The sequence below is a fragment of the Saccharopolyspora oryzae genome (assembly GCF_027853915.1).
Taxonomy (GTDB): domain Bacteria; phylum Actinomycetota; class Actinomycetes; order Mycobacteriales; family Pseudonocardiaceae; genus Saccharopolyspora; species Saccharopolyspora oryzae.
This window is the reverse complement of sequence record NZ_JAQGLA010000049.1, coordinates 1-23,990: the sequence shown is the minus strand read 5'-3', so window position 1 is coordinate 23,990 and position 23,990 is coordinate 1. Positions and strand designations below refer to the sequence as shown.

Sequence of the window (23,990 nt, the reverse complement as noted above, 5' to 3'; positions counted from 1 at the left end):
GCCGAGGGTGGGCTATTCGCCTGACGGCGAATCAAAGACGGTCATCGAGGAGTTCTTCCGACCAAACCGGCACAACGGCGTGTGGAGGGTGATTTCGGATGAGAACGTGCAAGACGGTGCTCGCGGTGGGTGCGGCACTGCTGCTGGCGGGCTGCGGGTCCGGCCAGATCGGTGACACCGGCGGCGGCCAGACCGACCCGAACAACAAGAACCTCGCGCTGATCACCGGGATGCGCGGCGAACCGTTCTACGTCTCGATCGAGTGCGCGGCCAAAGATGAAGCCACCAAGGCCGGCTACCGGCTCAACACGCAGGCCCCGGAGAAGTTCGAGCAGGCCGAGCAGTCGCAGATCCTGGGCGGCATCGTCAGCAGCAAGCCCGGTGCGGTGATCATCGCCCCGACCGACGACAAGGCGCTGGCCGCGCCGCTGCAGCAGGCCAAGAGCAACGGCATCCAGGTCGTCGAGGTCGACACCGCGCTCGACGACCGCTCCATCGCGGTCACCTCGCTGTCCTCCGACAACTACGCGGGCGGCCAGCTCGCCGCGCAGACCCTGGCCCGGCTGGTCGGCGACAAGCCCGGTTCGGTGCTGGCGCTGAACACCAAGGCGGGCACCTCCACCACCGACGAGCGCGCCAAGGGCTTCGAGGAGGAGATCGCCAAGCACCCGAACCTGAAGCTGCTGCCCACCCAGTACACCGAGAACGAACCGGCGACCGCCGCCCAGATCGTGTCCTCGACGCTGGCCGCGAACCCGGACCTGGTGGGCGTGTTCGGCACCAACCTCAACACCGGTGAGGGCGCGGCGACCGCGCTGTCCAACGCCGGCAAGTCCGGCCAGGTCCAGCTGGTCGGCTTCGACGCCAGCCCCAAGCAGGTCGACGACCTGCGCAACGGCCGCGTCCAGGCGCTCATCGCCCAGGACCCGGCCAAGATCGGCCAGGAGGGCGTCAAGCGGGCGATCGCGGCGATCAAGGGCCAGCAGGTCGAGCGCGAGACCAAGACCGAGATGATCGCCATCACCCGCGAGGACATGGACCAGCAGGCGCAGCACTTCTACAAGTCGCACTGCTGATCCGCGCGCACCACCGGCCCCGGATTTCGCAGGCCGGGGCGGGTGGTGCGCGGCTACCGTGGGGGCATGGCCTCCTACGGCGAACTCCTTCCCGGGCGCAAGTTGAAGCACGAGGGCGACGAGACCGGCATCGCGAAGGGGCACGACCCCGGCGGACCGCTGGACCTCGACAAGGGTGTGGTGTTCCTCGCGCCGCCCGCGCGGCCGGAACCCGACGATCCCGAGGACTCCGACCAGCGGAGTTGATCGGCGTCACAGGCTGGTAGCGGTTCTCCCCAATCACGCGCGGTGCCCGAAAGGCTCCGTTAATGTGCCACGGGCAGATGAACATCGTTAGCGAAATCGTGCAGCGGTGATCACTGCCTGTGCTCTATCGGAGTGCGCCGTACCCGCGCGGGGAGTTGGAGGAAGGGACGCCGTGCAGCCGAACAACGTGTTTGGGAGCCCCGGTCTGGAGGAGGCCGAAGCCGTCGAGGACGGCACGGCTCTGATCGGGAACATGACGCCCGCGGGCGTCAACGGCCCCCTCTCCCCCCAGCAGCGGCAGGAGATCGCGCGGCGGATCGGCCAGGACTGGCAGCGGATCAGCTCCAGCATCGCCGAGCTGTTCGCCACCGGCGTGCCCAGCAACGATCCCCGCACCCAGCAGGTCGTCGGCGAGCACTGCCGCTGGATCCGCAACTTCTGGACCCCGGACCGCGCCTCCTACCTGCGGCTGGCGGAGCTGTACGTGAACCAGCCGAAGTTCCGCCGCCGCATCGAGCGCCGCAAGCCCAAGGGCATGGCCGACTACTTGCGCGAGGCGATGATCACCTACGCCTGGGCCAACCTGCGCTGACCAAGTTCCTGTCTGAAGCTCTCGTTTTGCGTGGCGGTGCGGGTAGCGGAACCTCAGCGCCCGCCTGGACTCCGGGTGCCCGACTTTATGTATGCCAATACACGGCAGCCGGGCCGTCCTCGCCAGGCGAACGCTGAGAACCCGCGGCGGCGCAAGCGCCGAGGGTGGGCTATGCGCCTACGGCGCATCAAAGACAACGACAAGAAACATGGCGTCAGGCTGCATCAGCCGCTGTCAGGGCGATCCCGTTGAATGGTCGTCATGCGGAGGTGGGTGCTGCACATGGACATGGATGCGTTCTTCGCATCCGTGGAGCAGCTGACCCGCCCCACCGTGAAGGGCCGTCCGGTGCTGGTCGGCGGCGCCGGACCGCGCGGCACCGTGGCCGGGGCCAGCTACGAGGCCCGCGAGTACGGCGCTCGTTCGGCGATGCCGATGGCCGAGGCGCGCCGCCGCTGCCCCGTCGCCGTGGTGCTGCCGCCGCGGTTCCAGGTCTACCAGGCGGTGAGCAAGCGGGTGCTGGGCATCGTGCGGGAGGTCTCCGACGTCGTCGAGCAGGTGTCGGTGGACGAGGCGTTCCTGGAACCGAGCGAGCTGGCCGGCGCGCCGACCGAACGCGTCGAGCACTTCGCCACCCAGCTGCGCGCGCGGGTGCAGCGCGAGGTCGGGGTGACCGCCTCGATCGGTGCCGGGCCTGGCAAGCAGCTCGCCAAGATCGGTTCTGACCTGGCCAAACCGGACGGGATGCTGGTGGTGCCCGCCGAGGAGCAGTTGGAGCTGCTGTCGGCGCTGCCGGTGCGCAAGATGTGGGGCATCGGGCCGGTGACCGAGTCCAAGCTGCACCGCATCGGCGTGCACACCATCGGCGAGCTGGCCGATCTGCACCTCAACGACGCGATCTCGCTGCTGGGGCAGGCGCACGGCACCGAGCTGCACCGGCTCGCGCACGGCATCGACGAGCGCCCGGTGGCCGAGCGGGCCGAGGCCAAGCAGGTCAGCGCGGAGACCACGTTCGACGTCGACATCACCGATCGCGCCGAGCTGCTCTCAGAAGTGCTCGGGGTGGCCGAGTCGGCGCACCGCCGTCTGGTGTCCTCGGGGCGGGCGGCGCGCACGGTGACGATCAAGGTGCGCGACTCCGACTTCACCACGATCAACCGGGCCGAGACCTTCACCTCGGCGACCAGCGATTTCGGCGCGCTGTCCGCCGCCGCGCGGCGGCTGCTGCCCATCGCGGTCCCGCCCGGGACGCCGGTGCGGCTGGTCGGGGTGTCCTACTCCGGGCTGGCGACCTCCGAGCAGGAGCCGCTCTTCGACAACCCCGCTGACCAGGCCGAACCCACCGAACCGGCACCGCAACCGGTCGCCCGGCCCACCCCGGAGCCGGAGGTCCGGCAGTGGCGGGCAGGCGACGACCTGGTGCACGCCGAGCACGGGCACGGCTGGGTGCAGGGCGCCGGGCACGGCCGGGTCACGGTGCGATTCGAGACCGCCGCCACCGGGCGCGGGGTGGCCCGCACCTTCGCCATCGACGACCCGCAGCTCACCGCAGCAGATCCGCTGGACAGCCTCGGCTGGTGATCCGAGCCCGCCTTTAATCCTGGTTTTTGATCTTTTGCTTGGATTCGCCGCCAGGCGAATAGCCCACCCTCGAAGCTTGCACCGCCGCGGGTTCTCAGCGTTCGCCTGGCGAGGACGGCCCGACTGCCGTGTATTGGCATACATAAAGTCGGGCACCCGGAGACCAGGCGGGCGCTGAGGTTCCGCCACCCGCACCGCCACACAAAACGAGAGCTTCAGACAGGAACTCAGTCCTGCGGCTTGGGCTGTTCTCGGCGGTACTGGCCGACCCACTTCTGCGGGGCGACGTCCTGGACCGCGCCTTCCAGCGCCTTCGGCAGGCGGCTGAACGGCGGCAGGTGGAACCGGTAGCGCTCGCCCGGCAGGCCGGGCATCGACGCGGGCTCGGTGATCCGCCAGCGCTCCAGCTCCGGGTGACGTGCGGGGAAGCCCGGGTCGGTCGGGTAGAACTCCAGCGCGCGGCGGCGCTCGGGGGCGATCGGGCGGCGGTTCTGGACCCACGGCAGCGTGCCGATGCCGATGGCCTTGATCTCGTCCCACGCCACGCCGCAGACCTCGCCGGAGGTGCGCGCGTAGAAGCCGCTGCGGTCGATCAGGAAGCCGCGGCCGTTGAACATGCCGCGGGACGCGGAGATGAACCACAGGAAGAGCACGCCGAACACCAGCTGCCAGAACCACAGGCCGAGGCTGTTGCCCTTGTTGACCAGCGTGGCCGCGATCAGCACCGTGCACAGACCGCTGATCCCGCCGCCGATGGCCAGCGCCTTGAAGCTGCTGGCGCTGACGTCGACGTCGCGCGCGTCGGCGCTGAGGACGACGGGGCGGTGCCCGCCACCCGGCTGGATGCGCGTCGCCGGTTCCTGCATCACGTCGCGCTCCGAGGTGTAGCGGGCGGTGCCCCGCTCGCCGAGCGGGCGAGCGGGCACCGTCTGCCGCTCCTGGTCGTTGCCCCGGTCAGCGCGATCCCATCCACCTGGAAGCCACTTCATGCCGTCCAGGGTAGCCGCGGCCGACCAAATCGATCTTGAAAATCGTCCGATTTCAGGGTCGGCCCCGGGGCGAAATCAGGGTCAGGCGCTCGGAACTCGGATGATCAGCGCGTCGCCCTGGCCGCCACCGCCGCAGAGCGCGGCCGCGCCGACTCCGCCGCCGCGCCGCTTGAGCTCCAGCGCCAGGTGCAGCGCGAGCCGCGCACCGGACATGCCGATCGGGTGGCCGAGCGCGATCGCGCCGCCGTTGACGTTGACCTTGTCCTCGTCGATGCCCAGCGCGCGCGTGGACACCAGGCCCACGGCGGCGAAGGCCTCGTTGATCTCCACCAGGTCCAGGTCGGTCGCCTCGATGCCGTCCTTGGCGCAGGCGGCCTTGATCGCGTTGGACGGCTGCTCGTGCAGGCTGGCGTCCGGACCGGCGACGACGCCGTGCGCGCCGATCTCGGCGATCCACTCCAGGCCCAGCTCCTCGGCCTTCGCCTTGCTCATCACCACGACCGCGGCCGCACCGTCGGAGATCTGCGAGGCGGAGCCTGCGGTGATGGTGCCGTCGGAGGCGAACGCCGGGCGCAGCTTGGCCAGGGACTCCGCGGTGGTGCCGGGGCGGACGCCCTCGTCGGTGTCGACGACCACCGGGTCGCCCTTCCGGCGCGGCACCTCCACCGGGACGATCTCCTCGGCGAAGATCCCCTTCTCGGCGGCCGCGGCGGCCAGCTGGTGCGAGCGGGCGGAGAACGCGTCCTGGTCCTCGCGGGTCACACCGTGCCGGGCGTTGTGCTTCTCGGTGGAAACACCCATCGCGACCTGGTCGAACGCGCAGAACAGGCCGTCGTGGGCCATGTGGTCGAGCATGTTGACGTCGCCGTACTTGAAGCCCTCGCGCGACCCGGTGAGCAGGTGCGGCGCCTGGGTCATCGACTCCTGACCACCGGCCACCACGACGTCGAACTCACCGGCGCGGATCAGCTGGTCGGCCAGCGCGACCGCGTCCAGCCCGGACAGGCACACCTTGTTGATGGTCAGCGCGGGCACGTCCATCGGGATCCCGGCGGCGACCGCGGCCTGCCGCGCGGGGATCTGCCCGGCGCCTGCGGTCAGCACCTGGCCCATGATCGTGTACTCGACCTGGTCGGGCCGGACCCCGGCGCGCTCCAGCGCGGCCTTGATCGCGAACCCGCCGAGCTGGGCACCGGAGAAATCCTTGAGCGACCCGAGGAGTCGCCCCATCGGGGTCCGCGCACCTGCCACGATCACCGAACTGCCCACGACTACCTCCCGGTCTTCGCCACGCCTCGTCGCGCCGCCAGCACCATCATGGCCCGGCGAGCACCACGGGGACCATACCCGCGATGACACCCGGTGCCGCCTGTGACGACTGCCATACGCTCAGCAGTTGCCGGAGCCGGTGGTCGTGTCGCAGAGCCCGGATTCGGCCGCCCAGTACAGCTTCGCGCGGGCGTTGACGCCGAGTTCGCGGGAGGCCGAGACGTCGGTCTTCGCACCGGAGTCGCCCTTGAGCCAGTAGCGGACCTCGTAGTCCTTGCCGGACTTGGTGTAGGTGAAGACGTAGAACGGGTCCGGGACCGGCGCGGGGCCGAAGTCCGGTGAGGTCCAGGCGTCCTCGCCCTGGGCCGCGCTCGGGTCGACGTACAGGCAGTCGTACTCGGTGCCTTCGAAGGTGCAGCTGCGCTTCTCGGCTCCGCCGTAGCGGGTGACGGTGGCGTCCTTGGTGACGCCGTCGGCCTTCAGCCGCTCGTAGATCTGCTCGCAGGCGCCCTGGTCGCAGGCGTGCCAGTCCTGCCACGCGGTGGCGCGCGCTTGAGCTGCGCTGGAGCCCGCGTTGATCGCGGAGCAGTACTTGCCGACCATGTACGGCGCCATCTTCCCGGCCGCGGTGACCGAATCGATGGCGGTCGCCGCCGTTTCGTCCGCGCCGAGACCGGCCGAGTCGAGCTGCCAGATACCGACGCCGGGGTTGAAGAACAGCCCTTCGGAGCGCTGCTCGGGGTCGGCGAGGGCGGTTTGGTCGTCGTAGCGGGACATCGTCATCGGCGACGGCGAGTCCCCGGAGCCGGAGACCTCCGGCCAGGTAGTGGACAGCACGAGGTTGGTGGCGTCCGCCGTGCTGATGCTGCAGTCGGCCTTGCCCGCCGCGTCGCCGGCGGCCGAGTGCACCGCGTCGTAGGGTTCGGCCCCGAACTTCAGCGGCCCGGCCTTGACCCAGGCCCGCTCCCGGAGCAGGTCGTCGGCCGCCCGGTTCTCGCCGCCACCGCCGCTCGGAACCCCGTCGCCGCCGGCGGCCAGGGCCGGCACGCCCAGTCCCAGCACCAGTCCCATCGACGCCAGCAGCACTGCACTCCTGCGGCCCGGTCCACGTTGCTTCTTCGCCATGTGCGCCCCTCCTACGTGAATTAGCCACATGCTCGTGCTGGAGCAAGGTCACCCGACTCCGCCCATCGGGGCAATTCGATCTAGCGTTTTCCACGCTTTTCCCACGATCGGGGCACGGTTAGGCTGCGGGCATGCGAGCGGAACTCAACGGTCTGGTCACCGCGGTCGACCACGTGGGCATCGCGGTTGCGGACCTGGAGGCGGCGATCGCCTTCCACCGGGACACCTTCGGCCTGGAAGTCACCCACTCCGAGGTCAACGAGGAGCAGGGCGTGCACGAGGCGATGCTGCGCGCCCCCGGCGACGCGACGGGCGCGACGCAGCTGCAGCTGCTCGCCCCGCTGCGCGAGGACTCGGCGATCGCGAAGTTCCTGGACCGCAGCGGCCCCGGCCTGCAGCAGCTCGCGTTCCGGGTGACCGATGTGGAGGCCGCGATGTCCGCGCTGCGCGCCAAGGGCCTGCGCCTGCTCTACGAAGAACCGCGCCGCGGCACCGCGAACAGCCGGATCAACTTCGTGCACCCCAAGGACGCCGGCGGTGTCCTCGTCGAGCTCGTGGAGCCCGCCGAAGTCCACTGAGGACTCAGTCGAGGAAGGACAGGTCCAACCCGTTCAGCCGGTCGGGGTCGGCGAGGATGTCCAGCGCGACGACCTTGCCGCCCACGACCGTGAACGCCGCGAGCGAGATCACCTGACCGCCGACGATCGCCACCGCCCCGGCGGCGCCGTTGACCAGCACCGGCTCGACCGCCTCGGCGATGCCGGCGAAGGTCGTCGCGCCCTGGGCCACCGCCTCCGGACCGCGCCGCACGATCCCCGGGCGCAACGGGCCGAAGTCGCTGCGCACCACCACGTCCGGGGCGAGGACCGCGAGCAGCCCCTCCAGGTCGCCGCCGCGCGCAGCAGCGAGGAAGGCGTCCACGACCTCCCGCTGCCGCCCCAGATCCGGGTCGGGTGACGGTGCGCCCTGGACCCGGCGGCGAGCGCGGCTGGCGAGCTGGCGGGTCGCGGTCGAGGTGCGGCCGACGATCGGCGCGATCTCGTCGAAGGGCAGCGCGAACAGGTCGTGCAGCACGAACGCGAGCCGTTCCGCCGGGGCCAGGGTTTCCAGCACCACCAGCAGCGCCAGGCCCACCGAATCCGCGAGCAGCGCCTCCTGCTCGGGGTCGACGGCGTCGACGCTGCTCACCACCGGGTCCGGCAGGTGGGGGTCCAGCGGCTCCTCGCGGCGGGTGGCGCGGGAGCGGAGCATGTTCAGGCACACCCTGCCGACGACCGTGGTCAACCAGCCGCCGAGGTTGTCGATCCCATCACCGCCCGACCTGCTGAGCCGCAGCCACGCTTCCTGCACCGCGTCGTCGGCCTCGCTCAGCGAGCCGAGCATCCGGTAGGCCACGGCCCGCAGCCGCGCCCGGTGGGTGTCGAACTGCTCGGCCAGGATTTCCGCGTCCATCGGTCACATTCCTCCGTCGCCCGGGGTCACCCCCATGACCGATGGAACCGGGCCGGTGTGACACCGGCGCCCGAATCCCCTGGAGGCGACGTGCAGCCGCGCATGCAGAACCCCGCGATGATCCTGCCCGATGCGATGACCGGCATCCAGCACCTGCTCAAGGCGACGAACTCCGGTGGGGTGCCGAAGCGGACGCTGGAGCTGATCGGCCTGCGGGTCAGCCAGCTCAACGGCTGCGCGCCCTGCCTGGTCGGCCACCTGCGCGAGGCCCGGAACGCCGGGGAGACCGACGAGCGGCTGGTCACCTTGGCCGCGTGGCGGGAGGCGCCGTTCTTCACCGACGCCGAACGCGTCGCGCTGGAGCTGGCCGAGGCCGTCACGCGGCTCGCCGACCGCTCCGACGAGGCGGTCCCGGACGAGCTGTGGGCGGAGGTGACCGAGCACTACGACGAGCAGCAGATCTCCGCCGTCCTGCTGATGATCGGCACGCTCAACCTGTTCAACCGCATCAACGTCCCGATCCGGGAGCGCGCTGACCGGCCCAGCTGGGGTTGAGCCTGCTCACGCGGGCAGCAGCAGCATCCGGCGTTCGGCGATGCGTTCCACCGCGGCGCGGCTGTAGGCGAGGGGGAAGTACTCCCCGTTCTGCCACGCTTCGGCGAGGTCGCGGTAGTGCGGGTCGCCCGGGTTCCCGGACTGGCCCGGGGTGTTCACCGCCACCGACGAGTCCCAGTCGCCGACGTCCAGGACCATCCGGAACGACGGGCCCGCGGTCTGCCGGAAGTCGCTGAACCGGTAGGCCGACTGGTTGACCGTGTCCGGGGAGCCGCCCCGCGGCAGCGGGCCGACGTCGTAGTGGGACCGCTCGCCCTCGCAGAACGCCGCCGACGCCGGGTGCTGGAAGTAGCTCTGCTGCAGGTTCCCCCACTCCCACGTCGGGTCGGCCCTCCCCAGCAGCTCGCGCACCTCCGCGTAGGCCGAGCGCAGCGTGTCCAGCAGCAGGCGGTCGCGAGCCGCCGCGTTCGGCAACCACCGGCCCGGTTTCTCCAGCTCGCCGAGCAGCACCAGGGTGTCGGGGTCGTCGATGATCTTGGCCGCCTTCGGCACCGCGGCCGCCACGAACCCCGGCCCGAGGTGCTTGGACAACCACACCTCGAACAACGCCGCGGCACCCGAATCCGCCGATTCCACCGCGTCCCAGCGGCGCAGCATCCGCAGCGCCCGGCGCAGGTCGGCCTCGCCGCTGTCCACATCGGACAGCAGCGCGAGCAGGCGGCGGGCCGGGATGGACAGCTGGTCGTTCTGCAGCTCCTGCGAATCGGCGACGGTGTGCCTGCGCTGCTGGGACAGCACCTCGGTGATCCGCTGGTGCCGGAACGGGTTGGTCCACTCGTAGCCGAGCCCCAACCCCTGGTACTCCGACGGCAGGTTGAACTGGTTGGCGGTGGCGATGAACCCCGCCGCCGGGTTCAGCTGGCGCGGCAGGTCGTCGCCCGAGTAGAAGCCGTCCCACTCGAAGCGGCCGTCGCCGGGAACCGGCAGCAGGCCGTCGAAACCGACCCGCTTGGGCGCCAAACCGCCCGGCACCCAACCGATGTTGCCGTCCACGTCGGCGTAGACCTGGTTCTCCGTCGGCGCACCCCAGTTGCGCATGGCCCGGGTGAACTCGTCGAAGTTGCGGGCCCGCATGTAGGCGATGCTGCCGAAGTACGGCGACATCCCGGGCGAGAGCCACGCGGTGCGCACCGCGTAGGCGAGGTTGCGCTCCTCGTCGACGTGGATCACCGGGCCGTGCCGGGTGAAGACCAGCTCGACGGTCTGCGCCGCACCGCCGCGCACCTCGACCTGCTCGCTGAGCACCGTCATCGACTCCCAGCCGTCCCGGTACCGGTAGCGGCGGTGATCGGCCGGATCCAGCTGGTAGACGTACAGGTCCTCCTGGTCCACCGGGAAGATCGTCAGGCCGAAGGCGACGGTTCCGTTGTGCCCGATGGAGATCCCCGGCAGCGCCGGCTCCCCCGCACCGATCACGTCCAGCCCGGGCGCGGACAGGTGCGCCAGGTAGCGCAGCGACGGCGCGGAGTAGGAGCGGTGCGGATCGTTGGCCAGGATCGGGCGCCCGGTGGCGGTGCGCTCACCGCTGACCACCCAGTTGTTGCTGCCCTCGGCGGCCGCGTCGCGGGCCGACTTGCGGACCCACCCCTCGGAGAACTCCACACCCCGGGTGGCCAGGTCGAAGACCTTGAGCACGTCGCCGGGCACCGCGCACGGGTCGAAGCCGTCGGGCACCTCCACCCGGTGGTCCGGTTGCAGGCCCTGCCTGATCTCGTCGGCGTCCAGCCCGGCGGCGCAAGCGACCCTGGCGCGCTCGACCTCGCTGGTCAGGTTGCGGGTCAGGCCGTGGCTGCGGATGCGCACCACGTCCGCCGGATCCCAGCGCGCCGGGCCGTAGCCGAGCTTGTCGAACTCGGGCGGCAGGTGCTCGGGATTGGCGTCGAGCCAGTCGAGGTAGGCGTTGATCCCGTCGGTGAACCGGGTCGCGATGTGCTGCGCGTCGGGCGAGTAGCGCGCCCACTCCGCGTCCATGTCGCCCCGGTACAGGAACAGCCGGGTCGCGCGGTCCTGCTTCACGTAGGTGGGGCCGAGCACTTCGGCGAGCCTGCCGAGTCCGCGCCGCCGCCACAGGTCGATCTGGAACAGCCGCTCGCGGGCGGCGTTGAAGCCCTGCGCGAAGAACAGGTCGTCCTCGTTTCGGGCGTAGATGTGCGGGACGCCGTAGCGGTCCTCGATCACCTCCACCGGGGCCCGCAGCCCCCGCACCGGGTATTCCTCGTGGTTCTGCGCCGCATCCGCCGTGGCACCCGCCATCACACCGACCCCCGCGATCCCGACCCCCGCGGCCACCAGCCCTTGTCTTCGGGAGAACCGCAACCGACCATTGCCCACCACGACCTCCCGTGCCGAACCGCTGCCGGAGATCCTTGTGCGAGCAATCGCTTTTCACAAGACCGAAGAGCTTTCAGATGTGTGTGACTCAGGACGATTCGGGCGGAGTTCCCGCGGACTGGACCCCGCACCGATTCAGGCGGGCTTGACCTTGCGGGGCTTGCCGACGCCGAGCTCGAGGGCCTTCGCGATGAAACCGATCTCGCGGTCCAGCTCGTCGTCGCGCGCACCGTGCCGGGCCACCGAGTGCCGGTGGTTGACCACCCGCGCCAGCAGCAGCGCGGCGGTGTCGACGTCGCAGCTCGCCGGCCCCGGCGGCAGCGCCAGCTCGATCACCCCGCGGATCTGCTCCACGACGTGCCGGAACCGCTGCTGCAACGCCTCCCGGACCGCGGCGTGGGTGTCCGCCTCCCGCCACAGCAGGTGGCTGAGCAGCGGCGACGCCTCCAACCGGGCGTCCAGCTCGCGCACCAGCCGCCGCAGGCTGCCCGCGACGTCACCGCGCACCGCGACCCGGTCCGAGACCACCGGATCGTCGGGCAGCTGGTCGACCAGCGCGGTCAGCAGGTCCTGCTTGCGGCGGAAGTAGTAGTGGATGAGGCCCTTGGGCACCTCGGCGCGCTCGGCGATCCGCGAGGTCGGCGTGGCCTCGAAGCCGTGCTCGGCGAACAGCTCACCGGCCGCCTCGAGGATCCGCTCCCGCGCGGATGAACCGCCCTCTCCCGGTCGACCGCCCTCTCCCGATCGACCGGAGTCCGAAGGGGCCCCGGAGGGGCGACCGCCCGGTGCTTGCGCCATGAACCCGACCTCCCGCCGCCTGCGCACCGGAGAAAGCGCGCGGCCCGGACGTTACCGCCAGGCCGCGCGCACGCCGTACCCGTGAGTGGCCGCGCCGCGCGCGGCCAGAGCGCCGTCAGTGCTGACCGGCGATTCCGCGGTGCGCGGCGTTGGCCTCCGGCAGCGCGGCCGCCCCGGCGATCACCGCCAGCACACCGACGATCCACGAAGTCCACGAGGCACCCATGTGCGCGGTGTACCCGAGGACCCACGGCGAGATGAACAGCAGCACCCCGATCAGCATGTGGGAGTACTCGCTGGTCATCGACCCTGGCATGGCCAGCGACCACACGCTGGCGATCACCAGCAGCGCACCCAGCACGATCATCGCGGACAGCGCCGACCCGCTGGTCGGCGTCCAGAGGGTCCCGATGATCAGGTAGGCGCCGAGGACCACCCCGACCCAGTCCTGCCAACGAACCCAGGGCTTCGCAGTCGAACCGCTCTCGGCCACGTCGATCACCTCCGCAGAACTCCGCTGAGAACTCCGACGAACAACTCCATTGCACGCTTGGTTGGCCAGCCGGTCAAGAGTCTTCCACCGGTTCTCGGTTTGTCCGGTTCGTCACTGCCCGGATCGGCGTTCGCCGGTTTCGGTTGCGGGGGTTGGGGGTTGCGCAACGCGCCGGGCGCAGGAGTGATCCGATCGGCTCGGAAAATCCGGCCGATCCGCGCCACACCTCCCACAACAACGCTGCCTTCCAGGTAACTTGGTCCCCATGGGCCTTGCCGACGACCGCGACTTGCTACCCCTTGGATCGGGTTTCGACCTCGTTCGAAAGAACGGCTACGACCGCGCCCAGGTCGATGAGCACCTGGAGCGCCTCGACGCCGACATCCGCATCCTGAGCGCGGATCGCGACGCCGCCGTCTCCCAGGCCAACGACCTGTCCAAGCAGCTGGAGTCGGCCCGCTCCGAGATCGAGAACCTGCGCGGCCAGGTGGACCGGCTGGCCAAGCCGCCGACGACCCTGGAAGGCCTCAGCGAGCGCCTGCAGCGGATGCTGCGGCTGGCCCAGGACGAGGCCAACGAGATCCGCGGCCGCGCCGAGAACGACGCGGCCCAGATCCGCGCGCGCTCCGAAGCCGAGGCCAACAACCTGCGCACCCGCTACGAGCGGTTGATCTCCGAAGTGGACAGCCGGCGCTCCGAGATGGAGACCGAGCACCGCACGCTGATGGACCGCGCCAAGGCCGAAGCGGAGCGGATCACCCGGGAAGCCGAGGAGAACCGCAAGCGCGCCGACAAGGAGTCCGAGGCCCGCCGCACGCAGGTCGAAGAGGACTTCGAGATCGCGATGGCCGCGCGCCGCAGCGAATCGATGCGCACCCTGGCCGAGCAGGAGGCCAACAGCAAGTCCGAAGCCGAGCGCCGCGTCCGGGAAGCCACCGACGAGGCCAACCGCCGCCTGCGCGAAGGCACCAACGAGGCCCACCGCCGGGTCCGCGAAGCCACCGACCAGGCCAACCGCCTGGTCAGCGACGCGACGGCCAAGGCCGAGAAGCTCACCCGCGAGTCCACCGAAGCCGCGAACAAGCGCGAGCGCGAATCCGTCGAAGCGGCGGAGAAGCTGAAGCGCGAGAGCACGGCGGCCGCCGAGAAGCTGAAGCGCGAGTCCACCGAAGCCGCCAACAAGCTCGAACGCGAGTCCACCGAAGCGGCCAACAAGCGCGAGCGCGAGAGCAAGGAAGCCGCGGAGAAGCGACTGCGGGAGTCCAAGCAGGAAGCCGAGCGGCTCGTCACCGAAGCGACCGCGAAGTCCGAGCGCATGGTCCGCGAGTGCACCGAAGAGGCCACCCGACTCATCGACGAGGCCACCCGCGAGAGCAAGCGCCTGGTCACCACGGCCCGCGAAGACGCCCGCATCCGCCTCAGCTCGACCACCGAAGAGGTCCAGCGCCGCCTCGCCAAGGCCGACGAGCACGTCCACTCGCTGACCCAGCTCCGCGAAGCGGTCGCCAGCAAGCTCCGCGACGTCGCCGAAATGCTCGGCCAGACCACGCCCCTCCTCGAACGCCTCGACCAGGAAGACGCCGAAGAGGACAAGCTCCGCGTGGCCGCGGCCGAAGCCCGCGAACAAGCCCGCAAGGACGCCGAAGAAGCCCTCGCCCAGGACAGCCGCGTCACGCCGAAGGCCGAAGCGGCGAAGCCGGCGAAGGACACCGAGAAGGCCGAGGCGACGAAGTCGCCGCAAGCCGACGGAACCAAGCCGGCCGAGCCCGCGAAGCAGGCGCAGGCCGCGGCAGCGAAGCCGAAGCCGGAGGCGAAGGCGGAGCAGCCGACCGAGGCGAAGCCTGCGAAGCTGGCGCAGCCGAAGGGCGACATGCCGTCGGGCGGCGGCGGAGCCGTCGACGACGGCCCGACGGAGCAGATCCACCGCGACGTGGCCCGCGGCGGCCAGTCCGGCCAGGCCAACCAGTCCGGCGGCCAGAACCAGAACAGCCAGACCGGTCAGAGCCAGAACAGCCAGACCGCCAAGGCCCAGCACGGTTCGCACGACGAGCCGACCCGCCGGATCCAGCTGCCGGTGCCGGAGAAGAACGGCCAGCGCTCGCAGACCACGAGCCAGCAGCGCCGCTGACCCGTCCGGTCCGCAATTTCCATTGAAATCGGACGTTCGATTTCAATGGAAATTGCGGATCACGTCACCCGACCAAGCGATGTGCGGATCGGTCCTGGGCACTGTTCGACACAGCCTCGCCGCCTACGAGCAGGTGCTTGCACCTGACACCGTGTCAGGTCGTAGACCGGGGATGTCATGTTCAGCATTGGAGATTTCGCCAGGCACGGGCGGGTGTCGGTCCGGATGTTGCGGCACTACGACGCCATCGGGCTGCTGCAGCCCGCGCACGTCAACCGGTCGACCGGCCACCGGGCCTACCACGCGGCGCAGCTCGCCCGGCTCAACCGGCTCGTCGCGTTGAAGGAGCTCGGGTTCACCCTGCAGCAGGTGCAGCAGATCCTCGACGAGGAGTTCAGCGCCGAGCAGCTGCGCGGCATGCTCGCGCTGCGGCAGGCCGAACTGCAGAACCAGATCGAGGCGGACACCGCCCGGTTGACCCGTGTTCGGGCGCGGCTCCAGATCATCGAAGCAGAGGGAACCATGCCCACCGAAGACGTGATCATCAAGTCCCTGCCCGCGGTGCGGCTCGCCGAGCTGTCCGGCACCGCGCGGAACATGGATCCGCAGTCGATCGGCCCGGTCATCCAGGGGCTCTACGACGAGCTGTGCGCAGGTCTGGAGCGCGCCGGGGTGACGCCGGTCGGCCCGGCGACCGGCTACTACACGGACGGCGAGGACGCCGACACCGTGGTCGTGCACGCCGGGATGCCGGTCAACGCCGAGCCGGATCCGGCGTTCGAGTTCGACGTGGTGGACCTGCCCGCGGTGGAGCGGGCGGCGACGATCGTGCACCGCGGTTCGATGGACGACTGCCTGCCCACCTACCAGGCGTTGGCGCAGTGGATGGAGGCCGCCGGGCACCAGCCGGGCGGTGCGGAGCGCGAGGTCACCCTGGCCTGCCCGGAGGATCCGGCCGGGATGGTGACCGAGATCCAGACGCCCATCGCCTGACGTTTTTCCCGGTCGGATGGATGCGCGTCATCGGTCCTGCGGCCCGCTCTCTCTACTCCCGGAGGGGGCGGGCACTGCACCTGACGGGAAAGGATCACGTCGATGGTGGACCAGGACTTGCCGACCGGTGATGACGCCACCGCCCGAGCCAGGCGGCCGGCGGGGAACTACTTCGTGCTGCCGAGCGAGATGGCCGACGAGCTGCGGCGGACCGATTCGAAGCGGGACGAGCACGACTCGCACCTGCCCGCCAAGGACGACGATTAGCGCGGGTCAGGCGAACCGGGCCAGCCACGGTCGCACGACGTCGGCGAACTCCTCCGGTGCCTCGACCGGCGGCAGGTGACCTGCACCGGGCAACGTCACGAGCTCACCTTCCGGGAGCACGTCCGCGAGTTCGCGGGCCTGTTCCGGGGGCGTGAGGGGATCCTCCTCGCCCACGATCACCAGCGCAGGACCGGCGAAGGCCCGCAGCGCATCCGTGCTGTCCGGACGGCTCGCCATCGCGCGCTGCGCCCAAGCAACGCCCTCCGGCGGCTGCGCTTCGATCAACTCCCGGACGTGCTCGCGCACCTCGGGGCGCTGCTCGTGCGTAGTGCGGCCGAGCACGTTGGGCAGCGTGCCGTCGGCCAGCCAGCCGCTCGTGCCTTCGCGCTCCGCGCGATCCGCGGCGTTGAGGCGGTTGGTGCGCTGCTCGTCGTTGTCGGCGACTGCTTTCGTGTCGACCAGCAGCAGCCCGGCGACGCGCTCCGGCGCGGCCCTCAGCACGCCCATCGCGACGTAACCGCCCATCGAACAGCCGCCCAGCACGACCTCCGGCAGCTCCAGCCGGTCGAGCAGTTCGAGGACGTCGGCGGCTGCGGTGTCGATGCTCGGGTGCTGGGCCGCCCAGTTGCTGTCGCTCGGCTCGGCCAAGCTCCGCGCCCACGAGCCGTCCAGCGGGCTCTCCCCCAGTCCTCGCTGGTCCGGGGTGATCACCCGCGCCTGCTCCTCCAACCTGGCGCGAGCCGGGTTCCACATCCGCGCGTCCGCCGGGAACGCGTGCAGCAGCACCAGCGGTGTCCCGACGCCCGATTCGATGAAGTGCACCGCCCCATCGTGCCGCACGAGCACCACCGACGCGGCGCAGCGGCGGCCGCGTTTCGCCTACAGGCCCCACGACTCGCCGAGGTGCCAGGCGGCGCAGACGTCGACGTCGAGCAGGTAGGCGCCGGCCTGCCCGCACTGCCCGTCGGCGGTGCCCGGGTCGATCGGCTGGCCGTGGCCCATGCCGGTGATCGAGACGGTTTCGACCAGGGTGCGCCCGGAGCTGTCGGCGTAGCGCTCGCGCGGGTAGCCCGCGATGGTGTCGGTGGAGGTCGGCGTGGCCGGGATGCCGTGCACGTTCGTCCACTGCTCGACCAGTTCGCGCTGGTTCGCCGGTGCCACGGTGGAGTCCGCGGTGCCGTGCCAGATGCTCAGCGTCGGCCACGGTCCCTGGTGCGAGCTCGCGCCGCGCACCGCGTCGCCCCACTGCTGGGGCGTCCGGTCCTTGCCGGGGTTCATGCAGGTGAACGCATCGATCGCGGACGTGGCGCAGCCGAAGGGCACCCCGGCCACGACACCGCCGCCGGCGAACTTTTCCGGGTAGGCGGCGAGCATCACGGCAGTCATCGCCCCGCCCGCCGACAGGCCGGTGACGTAGACCCGCGACGGGTCCGCCCCGGTGTCGTCGACGGCGCGCTGGACCATCTGCGAGATCGACTCGGCCTCGCCGCTGCCCCGCGCGATGTCGCCGGGCTCGAACCAGTTGAAGCACCGGTTGGCGTTGTTGGCCTGCTCCTGCTGCGGCAGCACGAGCGTGAACTTCGCGCGGTCCGCCATCTCCACCCAGCCCGCGCCGGTGCCGTAGCCCGCCGCGTCCTGGGTGCAGCCGTGCATCGCGACGACCACCGGGCGTCCTTCCGGCATCCCGTCGGGGACGTACTCGAACATGCGCAACGCGCCGGGATTGGTGCCGAACCCGGTCACTTCCCGGAGTTCGGCCGCCGAAGCCGTCGGGGCCGAGATGACCGCCGCCAGCAGCACCGCCGCGATCAGGGACAGAATCCGCACGCGAACCACCTCCTCGTGGTCCGAACCACGCTAGAGCCAGGTCGAGTGGGCCTTCCACAGTGGACAGCACTACTCCCGGGCGTGCTTTTGTGTGCTAGGTCCACATGTCCGAGCTCCGGCCGCGGCTCTACCGTCACGAAGCGGAACCGAGGAGGTCGCCCGTGCGCAGGGGAATCACGCTGCTGGCCGCCGGACTGCTCACCGGCACGTTGCTCGTCCCGACCGCGTCCGCCGCTCAGCGCTGCGGCCCCGAAGTGCGGGTTCCCGGTGCGGCGCACCAGGAATCGGCCTGCCTCGACGACCTGACCACCACCGGCACGCTCGCCTCCGGGCACACGGTGCAGGCCGACTGGGCGGGCCTGACCTCCGCTGACCTGCCCGCGCCGGGTCCGGTGCCGGGCCGGCAGGTCGACGGCTACTTCCCGGACACCTCGACGACCAACCAGAACCACGGCTGGAACCACGACGCCCAGTTCGTGCTGCGCCTGCCGCAGCGCTGGAACGGCGGTCTGGTCGTCTCGGGAAGTCCGGGAAACCGCAGGCAGTACGCCAACGACCGGGCGATCGCCGACCACGCGCTGGCCGCAGGCTACGCCTTCGCCGCCACCGACAAGGGCAACACCGGCGCGGAGTTCTTCACCGACGGCGACCGGCCGGGCGACGCCGTGGTCGAGTGGAACGACCGGGTCACCGAGCTGACCGTGGCCGCCAAGCTCGCGGCGTGGCGCCACTACGGCCGACCGCCGACTCAGACCATCGCCGCCGGGCTGTCCAACGGCGGCTACCTGGTGCGCTGGCAGCTGGAGAACCGGCCGTGGCTCTACGACGGCGGAGTCGACTGGGAGGGTGCGCTGTGGACCCAGCGCGACAACCTCCTGACGTTCCTGCCGCCGGCACTGCGCGCCTACCCCGCAGGTGATGAAAGCGCAGTTCTGGCAGCGGGTTTCGCACCGGGATCGCAGTTCCTGTGGGACTACCACCACCGCGTTTACTGGGACCTGACGCAGCGGATCTACCGCGAGGAGTTCGACCCGGGTTTCGACGGGGACCGCCAGGCCGGAATCCCCTTCTGCCGCACCGGAACCCCGGACTGCGACGCCGACTACGACTACGCCGCGCGGCCCGCCGAAGTGCACCGCGCGGTGGAGCGGGTCGCCCTGACCGGCCGCATCGGCAAACCGCTGATCAGCCTGCACGGAACCCTCGACACCCTGCTGCCGATCAGCCGCAGCTCCGACGTCTACGCCGGGATGGTGGCCGCCAGCGGCCGCGGTGACCTGCACCGGTACCACCGCATCGAGAACGGCAACCACACCGACGGCCTCGTCGACCAGTTCCCCGGGCTCGAACCGCTCGCCCCGCACTTCCGCGACGCGTTCGACGAACTGCAGTCCTGGCTGCGCGCACGCGGCTAGCCCTGCAAGGTGCGCACGCGCAGGGCGAGCTGGATCTCCAGCGCTCGGTCCGGGGTCTGCCAGTCCGCGCCGAGCAGGGAGCCGATGCGGTCGAGGCGCTGCACGACGGTGTTGACGTGCACGTGGAGGACGTCCTTGGCGCGGGTGAGGTTCGCGCCGGACTCGAAGTAGGCGTTCAGCGTGGCGAGGAGCTCGGTGCCCCGGCGGGCGTCGTAGTCGAGCACCGGGCCGATCGTCCGCCGCACGAAGCCGGGCAAGTCGGTCTGCTCGCCGAGCAGCACGCCCAGAAACCCCAGTCCGTCCATCGACGCACCCTCGCCGACCCGGCCGAGCGCGAGCAGCGCCCGCAGGCAGCGGGCGGCTTCGGCGTGCGCCGCCGCGATCTCCCGGGGCCCGTGCGCAGGGCCGGAGGCTCCGACGGTGACCGGACTGTCCACTGCGGACCGCAGGGTCTCGGCGATGCGCGCCGCGAGCGATCCGGCATCGGTGGCCGGGACCAGGAAGACGACTTCCTCCGCGTGGATCCCGGCGAGCGCGGCGCATCGACCGGCAGCCACCGCCAGCCGAGTGCGCGGCACGCGCTCAGCATGCGCGATCAGCACGGCATGCGGCTCGGCCAGGTCCAACCCCAGCCGCTCAGCGCGTGCCAGCAACGCCCCCGGGTTGCGCTCAGGCGCGGTGAGCAGGTCGGTCAGCAGCTCACCGCGCACTTCGTCCTCGGCCTTGGCGACCGAACGCCGCAGCATCAACAACAACGCCGTGACCACGGCAGCCCGCTCGAAGAGCCGACGATCGGCGTCCACCAGATCGCCGCGGCCGGACAGCACGAGACTTCCGAGCAGTTCCGGACCGGCCTGCACCGCGCACACCCATCCGTCCGATGTGGACATGGCGCGTCCGCTCGCGCGCGAGGCCGCGATCGCCGCCGGCGGCGGCACCGGGGCCACCGGATCGCTGGTCAGCTCGGCGCCGTCGGCGTCGAACACGCTGATCCCGCCGTGCAGCACGTCCGCCACCGCAGCCGCCACTTCCGGCACATCGGCACCTCGCAGCGCGAGGTCCATGAGCCGGTCGTGCGCTTCCTCCGCCCGGCGCAGCGCGGCGCTCTGCTCGCTGATCTCCTCCAGCAACCGGGCGTTGTCCAGCGCGATCGCGGCGTGGTCGGCCAGCGAGGACAGCAGCGCGATCTCGTCCGGGGTGAACTCGCGGGGCGTGCGATCCGAGGCGTAGAGCACGCCGATGACCTGGTCCCCGAGCGCCAGCGGCACGCCCAGGATCGCCGTCAGCCCCTCGTCGCGGACCGCCGAGTCGATCGGCCAGGTGTGCCGGTACCGCTCGTCGCCGAAGTAGTCGCGGGTCGCGTACGGCTGGGCGGCCTGCGCGACCAGTCCGCCCAAGCCCTCCCCCATCCCGAGCGTCACCTTCTGGAACAGCGCCGACACCGAACCGTCGGTGACCCGCATGTAGGTGCGCCCGGCGACCTCGTCGTTGAGGCTCAGGTAGGAGACGTCCACGCCGAGCAGGGTGCGGGCCCGGCGCACGATCGACCGCAGCACCGCATCGGTGTCGCGCAGCCCGGCCAGGTCGCTCGCGGTGTCGAACAGCGCGCTGAGCTCGGCCTCGCGGCGGCGGTGCGCGGTGAGCGTGCTGTGGATCCGCAGCGCCAGCGCGCTCGCCCGGCTCAGCTGCGGGTTCTCGACCGCGACGTGCGCCAGCTGCTCGCCGCCCGCCCCGTCGGCGAGCAGTTCGAGCAGCCGGACCACGTCGTCGTTCACCCGCTCATCTTGGCACCGCGGGCTGCTGTTGCGGGGCTTCGTCGTGCAGCGAAGTTCCCGCGGTCTCCCGCGCCACCAGCACCGCCGCCACCGTCAGCACGCACATCGCCAGCAGGTAGACCGACACCGCCACGGTGCTGCCGAAGTGCTGCAGCAGCGCCACCGCGATGATCGGCGCCAACGCGCCCGCCGCGATCGACGACAGCTGCCCGCCGACGGAGAGCCCGGTGTAGCGGACCCGGGTGGCGAACTGCTCGGCGAAGAACGCCGCCTGCGGCCCGTACATCGCGCCGTGCAGCAGCAGACCGGTGGTGGTGGCCAGCGTGATCACCCACGGCGATCCGGTGTCCAGCAGCGCGAAGTACGCGAAGCCCCACACGCCCATCGACACCGCGCCGAACAGGTACACCGGCTTGCGGCCCACCCGGTCCGACAGCGCACCCCACAGCGGGATCGTCGCGAAGTGCAGCGCGGAACCGATCAGCACCGCGTTGAGCCCGACCGACTTCGGCATGTCCAGCGGGCCGGTCACGTAGACCAGGATGAACGCGGTGAGCACGTAGTAGGAGACGTTCTCGGCCATCCGCGAGCCGATGGTGATCAGCACCTCGCGCCAGTGCTCCCGGAACACCGCCACCACCGGCACGTGCTCGCTGCGCTGCTCGGCCTTGCGCTGCGCTTCGAGGAAGACCGGCGATTCGCTGACCGCGAGCCGGATCCACAAGCCGATCACCACTAGCACGCCGGACAGCAGGAACGGGACCCGCCAGCCCCACGCCAGGAACGCCTCGTCGGACTGCGTCGCCGCCAGCACCGCGAGCACCGCGGTGGCCAGCAGGTTGCCACCCGGCGCACCGCACTGCGGCCATGACGCCCACAACCCGCGGCGGCGGTCCTCGCCGTGCTCGGACACGATCAGCACCGCGCCGCCCCACTCGCCGCCGAGCGCGAAGCCCTGCACCAGGCGCAGCAGCGTGAGCAGCACCGGCGCGAGCGCGCCCACCGCGGCGTAGGTGGGCAGCAGGCCCATCGCGCAGGTGGCGCCGCCCATCATCAGCAGGCTCACCACCAGCAGCTTCTTGCGCCCCACCCGGTCGCCGAAGTGGCCGAACACCAACCCGCCCAGCGGCCGGGCCAGGAACCCGATCGCATACGTGGTGAACGCCAGCAGCGTGCCGGTGAGCGGATCGGCCTCGGGGAAGAACAGCTGGTTGAACACCAACGCGGCGGCCGAGCCGTAGAGGAAGAAGTCGTACCACTCGACGGTGGTGCCGATCAGGCTCGCGCCGACGACCCGCGCGATCGAGCCGCCCCGCGCGTTGCCGGATCTGTTGCTGGCCAAGGCGAACACTCCTTTGTGTCAGGCCGGTTCAGGCGGCGGTCCAGCCGCCGTCCATCGGGAGGGAAACACCGGTCAGATGTGCCGCGTGGTCTCCGCAGAGCCAGCGCACCAGCTCGGCGACCTGCGCCGGATCGATCAGTTCCTTGAGCGCTGCCCGGCGCAGCAGCACGTCCTCGACCACCTCGGACTCGGCGATCCCGTGCGCGGCGGCCTGATCGGCGATCTGCGCGCGCACCAGCGGGGTGTCGACGTAGCCGGGGTTGACGCAGTTGCTCGTCACGCCGTGCTCCGCGCCCTCCAGTGCGACCACTTTGGACAGACCTTCGAGCGCGTGCTTCGCGGTCACGTAACCGGCTTTGAACGGGCTGGCGCGCAGCCCGTGCACGCTGGAGACGTGCACGACGCGCCCCCAGCCCCGGCCGTACATGTGCGGCAAAGCGTTGCGCACCAACTGGAACGGGGCGGTCACCATCACCTGCTGCATGCGGATGAAGGTGTCCAGCGGGAACTCCGGCAGCGCGGCGACGTGCTGGAAACCGGCGTTGTTGACCAGGACGTCGACCTCCGCGGGCAGCGCGTCCACCGCCGCCGGATCGGCGAGGTCCGCCACGTGCGCCCGGCCGCCGACCTCTACGGCGACTCGCTCGGCGGAGGTCCGGTCGAGGTCGACGACGTGCACCTCCGCGCCGTCCGCAGCGAGCGCGCGGGCGCACGCCCGCCCGATCCCGCTGCCCGCGCCGGTCACCAGGGCCACCCGCCCGCCCAGCGTCCCGACGTGCCCGTTGTCACTCATGCCGTAGGACGTTAAGCCGCAGCCCACCGCTGGGGTACGTGTTCCTCCACCACAAGATCGAGCAGGACCATGGTCCCATTCGCCACTCTTCTGCCGCCCGCGCCGAAAATCGGCTGCTCGCTGACGGGGTGGGCGACTACCGTTCGCGGCGTGGTCGAGCCAGAAGAAATCCGCACCCGGCGACTGCTGCTGCGCCGCCCCGAACCCGCCGACGCCGAGCCGTTCATCGCCCTGCACAACACCCCGGAGGCCTACCCGCACGACAGCTGGCTGCGACGCTCCCCCGAAGATGCCCGCCAACAGCTCGATTCGTTCGGCGAGAAGTGGGACGAGAACGGCATCGGCTACTGGACGATCCGGCTCGCCGAGACCGGTGAGGTGATCGGCTTCGGCGGGCTCCAGCACTGGGACGGTGACGGCGACCCCGTGCTCAACCTCTACTACCGCTTCTTCCCCACCGCCTGGGGCAACGGTTACGCCCCCGAAATGGCCGCAGCAGCGATCGACTGGGCACGTCGACACCGCCCCGAGCACCCCGTCCGGATCGTGACGGGTTCCGAGAACAGGGCGTCGATCCGGATCGCCGAGAAGCTCGGCTTCAAGTTCGAGGAGCACCGCGAACGCGACGGTCGGCCCGAGGTCGTCTACCTGCTGGACCACTCGCGCTGAACCCGAAAACCAGCTGCTCGACGACAGGTTCAGCGGTTACCGTCCCCAGCGTGGTCGAGCCCGAGGAGATCCGCACCCGGCGACTGGTGCTGCGCCGCCCCGAACCCGCCGACGCCGAAGCCTTCATCGCGGTGCACTCCGCTCCGGAGGCCCACCCCTACGACGACTGGTCGCGCCGATCACCCGAGCAGGCCCGGGAGCTGTTCGACCGCTT

23 protein-coding genes are annotated in these 23,990 nt (G+C 70.9%); 11 read left to right on the top strand and 12 right to left on the bottom strand.

Going from position 1 to position 23,990, the window contains the following annotated elements; all coding sequences use genetic code 11:
• The first annotated feature begins 98 nt into the window (after positions 1 to 98).
• From OU415_RS24525 to OU415_RS24510, 4 genes are all read left to right on the top strand, one after another.
• Entirely contained in the window at positions 99 to 1,076 is a 978-nt protein-coding gene (locus OU415_RS24525; RefSeq protein ID WP_270951527.1) for an ABC transporter substrate-binding protein, read from the top strand.
• 66 nt (positions 1,077 to 1,142) lie between these two features.
• Positions 1,143 to 1,322, top strand: coding sequence for a hypothetical protein (locus OU415_RS24520; protein ID WP_270951526.1), 180 nt, complete (start codon positions 1,143 to 1,145; stop codon positions 1,320 to 1,322).
• Positions 1,323 to 1,494: 172 nt separating this feature from the next.
• A complete protein-coding gene (locus tag OU415_RS24515) occupies positions 1,495 to 1,914 on the top strand; it encodes a TipAS antibiotic-recognition domain-containing protein (RefSeq protein ID WP_270951525.1) in 420 nt (139 codons plus the stop codon).
• Between the two features lie 261 nt (positions 1,915 to 2,175).
• Positions 2,176 to 3,495, top strand: a complete 1,320-nt coding sequence (locus tag OU415_RS24510; protein WP_270951524.1) for a DNA polymerase IV — start codon at positions 2,176 to 2,178, stop codon at positions 3,493 to 3,495.
• A gap of 227 nt (positions 3,496 to 3,722) precedes the next feature.
• Here the strand turns inward: OU415_RS24510 and OU415_RS24505 are convergent, their stop codons facing one another.
• The 3 genes from OU415_RS24505 to OU415_RS24495 all read right to left on the bottom strand — a co-directional run bounded on the left by OU415_RS24505 (position 3,723) and on the right by OU415_RS24495 (position 6,878).
• Positions 3,723 to 4,484, bottom strand: coding sequence for a hypothetical protein (locus tag OU415_RS24505; RefSeq protein ID WP_270951523.1), 762 nt, complete (start codon positions 4,482 to 4,484; stop codon positions 3,723 to 3,725).
• Between the two features lie 81 nt (positions 4,485 to 4,565).
• Positions 4,566 to 5,753, bottom strand: a complete 1,188-nt coding sequence (locus OU415_RS24500; protein WP_270951522.1) for an acetyl-CoA C-acetyltransferase — start codon at positions 5,751 to 5,753, stop codon at positions 4,566 to 4,568.
• 120 nt (positions 5,754 to 5,873) lie between these two features.
• Positions 5,874 to 6,878, bottom strand: coding sequence for a hypothetical protein (locus tag OU415_RS24495; protein WP_270951521.1), 1,005 nt, complete (start codon positions 6,876 to 6,878; stop codon positions 5,874 to 5,876).
• 131 nt (positions 6,879 to 7,009) lie between these two features.
• Here OU415_RS24495 and mce point away from each other — a divergent pair, with 131 nt between their 5' ends.
• A complete protein-coding gene (gene mce, locus OU415_RS24490) occupies positions 7,010 to 7,456 on the top strand; it encodes a methylmalonyl-CoA epimerase (RefSeq protein WP_270951520.1) in 447 nt (148 codons plus the stop codon).
• A 4-nt stretch (positions 7,457 to 7,460) separates the two neighbouring features.
• On the opposite strand, the gene OU415_RS24485 is transcribed toward mce, so the two are convergent.
• Positions 7,461 to 8,330, bottom strand: a complete 870-nt coding sequence (locus tag OU415_RS24485) for a sigma-70 family RNA polymerase sigma factor (protein WP_270951519.1) — start codon at positions 8,328 to 8,330, stop codon at positions 7,461 to 7,463.
• 90 nt (positions 8,331 to 8,420) lie between these two features.
• Here OU415_RS24485 and OU415_RS24480 point away from each other — a divergent pair, with 90 nt between their 5' ends.
• The gene (locus tag OU415_RS24480; RefSeq protein ID WP_270951518.1) at positions 8,421 to 8,885 is read left to right on the top strand and encodes a carboxymuconolactone decarboxylase family protein; all 465 of its coding nucleotides are present in this window, start codon (positions 8,421 to 8,423) and stop codon (positions 8,883 to 8,885) included.
• Between the two features lie 6 nt (positions 8,886 to 8,891).
• Here the strand turns inward: OU415_RS24480 and OU415_RS24475 are convergent, their stop codons facing one another.
• From OU415_RS24475 to OU415_RS24465, 3 genes are all read right to left on the bottom strand, one after another.
• Positions 8,892 to 11,276, bottom strand: coding sequence for a penicillin acylase family protein (locus OU415_RS24475; protein ID WP_333778624.1), 2,385 nt, complete (start codon positions 11,274 to 11,276; stop codon positions 8,892 to 8,894).
• Between the two features lie 135 nt (positions 11,277 to 11,411).
• A complete protein-coding gene (locus tag OU415_RS24470) occupies positions 11,412 to 12,074 on the bottom strand; it encodes a TetR/AcrR family transcriptional regulator (protein ID WP_270951517.1) in 663 nt (220 codons plus the stop codon).
• A 115-nt stretch (positions 12,075 to 12,189) separates the two neighbouring features.
• Complete coding sequence (locus OU415_RS24465) at positions 12,190 to 12,567, bottom strand: SPW repeat protein (protein ID WP_270951516.1); 378 nt, start codon at positions 12,565 to 12,567, stop codon at positions 12,190 to 12,192.
• Between the two features lie 265 nt (positions 12,568 to 12,832).
• Between OU415_RS24465 and OU415_RS24460 the strand changes: the two genes are divergently transcribed.
• The 3 genes from OU415_RS24460 to OU415_RS24450 all read left to right on the top strand — a co-directional run bounded on the left by OU415_RS24460 (position 12,833) and on the right by OU415_RS24450 (position 15,955).
• On the top strand, positions 12,833 to 14,695 hold the full coding sequence (locus tag OU415_RS24460; protein ID WP_270951515.1) for a M protein: 1,863 nt from the start codon (positions 12,833 to 12,835) through the stop codon (positions 14,693 to 14,695).
• A 177-nt stretch (positions 14,696 to 14,872) separates the two neighbouring features.
• Complete coding sequence (locus OU415_RS24455) at positions 14,873 to 15,688, top strand: MerR family transcriptional regulator (RefSeq protein ID WP_270951514.1); 816 nt, start codon at positions 14,873 to 14,875, stop codon at positions 15,686 to 15,688.
• A 102-nt stretch (positions 15,689 to 15,790) separates the two neighbouring features.
• Positions 15,791 to 15,955 (top strand): hypothetical protein, encoded by a 165-nt coding sequence (locus tag OU415_RS24450; protein WP_270951513.1) that lies wholly within the window; start codon positions 15,791 to 15,793, stop codon positions 15,953 to 15,955.
• Positions 15,956 to 15,961: 6 nt separating this feature from the next.
• Here OU415_RS24450 and OU415_RS24445 read toward each other — a convergent pair whose 3' ends face one another.
• Together OU415_RS24445 and OU415_RS24440 are read right to left on the bottom strand one after the other, a co-directional pair.
• On the bottom strand, positions 15,962 to 16,777 hold the full coding sequence (locus OU415_RS24445) for an alpha/beta fold hydrolase (protein ID WP_270951512.1): 816 nt from the start codon (positions 16,775 to 16,777) through the stop codon (positions 15,962 to 15,964).
• A 57-nt stretch (positions 16,778 to 16,834) separates the two neighbouring features.
• A complete protein-coding gene (locus OU415_RS24440; RefSeq protein WP_408641907.1) occupies positions 16,835 to 17,782 on the bottom strand; it encodes an extracellular catalytic domain type 1 short-chain-length polyhydroxyalkanoate depolymerase in 948 nt (315 codons plus the stop codon).
• Positions 17,783 to 17,961: 179 nt separating this feature from the next.
• Here OU415_RS24440 and OU415_RS24435 point away from each other — a divergent pair, with 179 nt between their 5' ends.
• Complete coding sequence (locus OU415_RS24435; RefSeq protein WP_270951549.1) at positions 17,962 to 19,197, top strand: 3-hydroxybutyrate oligomer hydrolase family protein; 1,236 nt, start codon at positions 17,962 to 17,964, stop codon at positions 19,195 to 19,197.
• On the opposite strand, the gene OU415_RS24430 is transcribed toward OU415_RS24435, so the two are convergent.
• Genes OU415_RS24430 through OU415_RS24420 form a run of 3 tightly spaced genes read right to left on the bottom strand, consistent with a single transcriptional unit; the run spans position 19,194 to position 23,107 of the window.
• Positions 19,194 to 20,972, bottom strand: coding sequence for a helix-turn-helix domain-containing protein (locus OU415_RS24430; protein ID WP_270951511.1), 1,779 nt, complete (start codon positions 20,970 to 20,972; stop codon positions 19,194 to 19,196). The two genes, OU415_RS24435 and OU415_RS24430, sit on opposite strands and share 4 nt — an antisense overlap.
• Before the next feature lie 4 nt (positions 20,973 to 20,976).
• Positions 20,977 to 22,314, bottom strand: coding sequence for an MFS transporter (locus OU415_RS24425; protein WP_270951510.1), 1,338 nt, complete (start codon positions 22,312 to 22,314; stop codon positions 20,977 to 20,979).
• 28 nt (positions 22,315 to 22,342) lie between these two features.
• Positions 22,343 to 23,107 carry a 3-hydroxybutyrate dehydrogenase gene (locus OU415_RS24420; protein ID WP_270951509.1) on the bottom strand — a complete coding sequence of 255 codons (765 nt, stop codon included), beginning with the start codon at positions 23,105 to 23,107 and terminating at the stop codon, positions 22,343 to 22,345.
• Between the two features lie 150 nt (positions 23,108 to 23,257).
• Between OU415_RS24420 and OU415_RS24415 the strand changes: the two genes are divergently transcribed.
• Entirely contained in the window at positions 23,258 to 23,776 is a 519-nt protein-coding gene (locus OU415_RS24415) for a GNAT family N-acetyltransferase (protein WP_270951508.1), read from the top strand.
• The last annotated feature ends 214 nt before the right edge of the window (positions 23,777 to 23,990 follow it).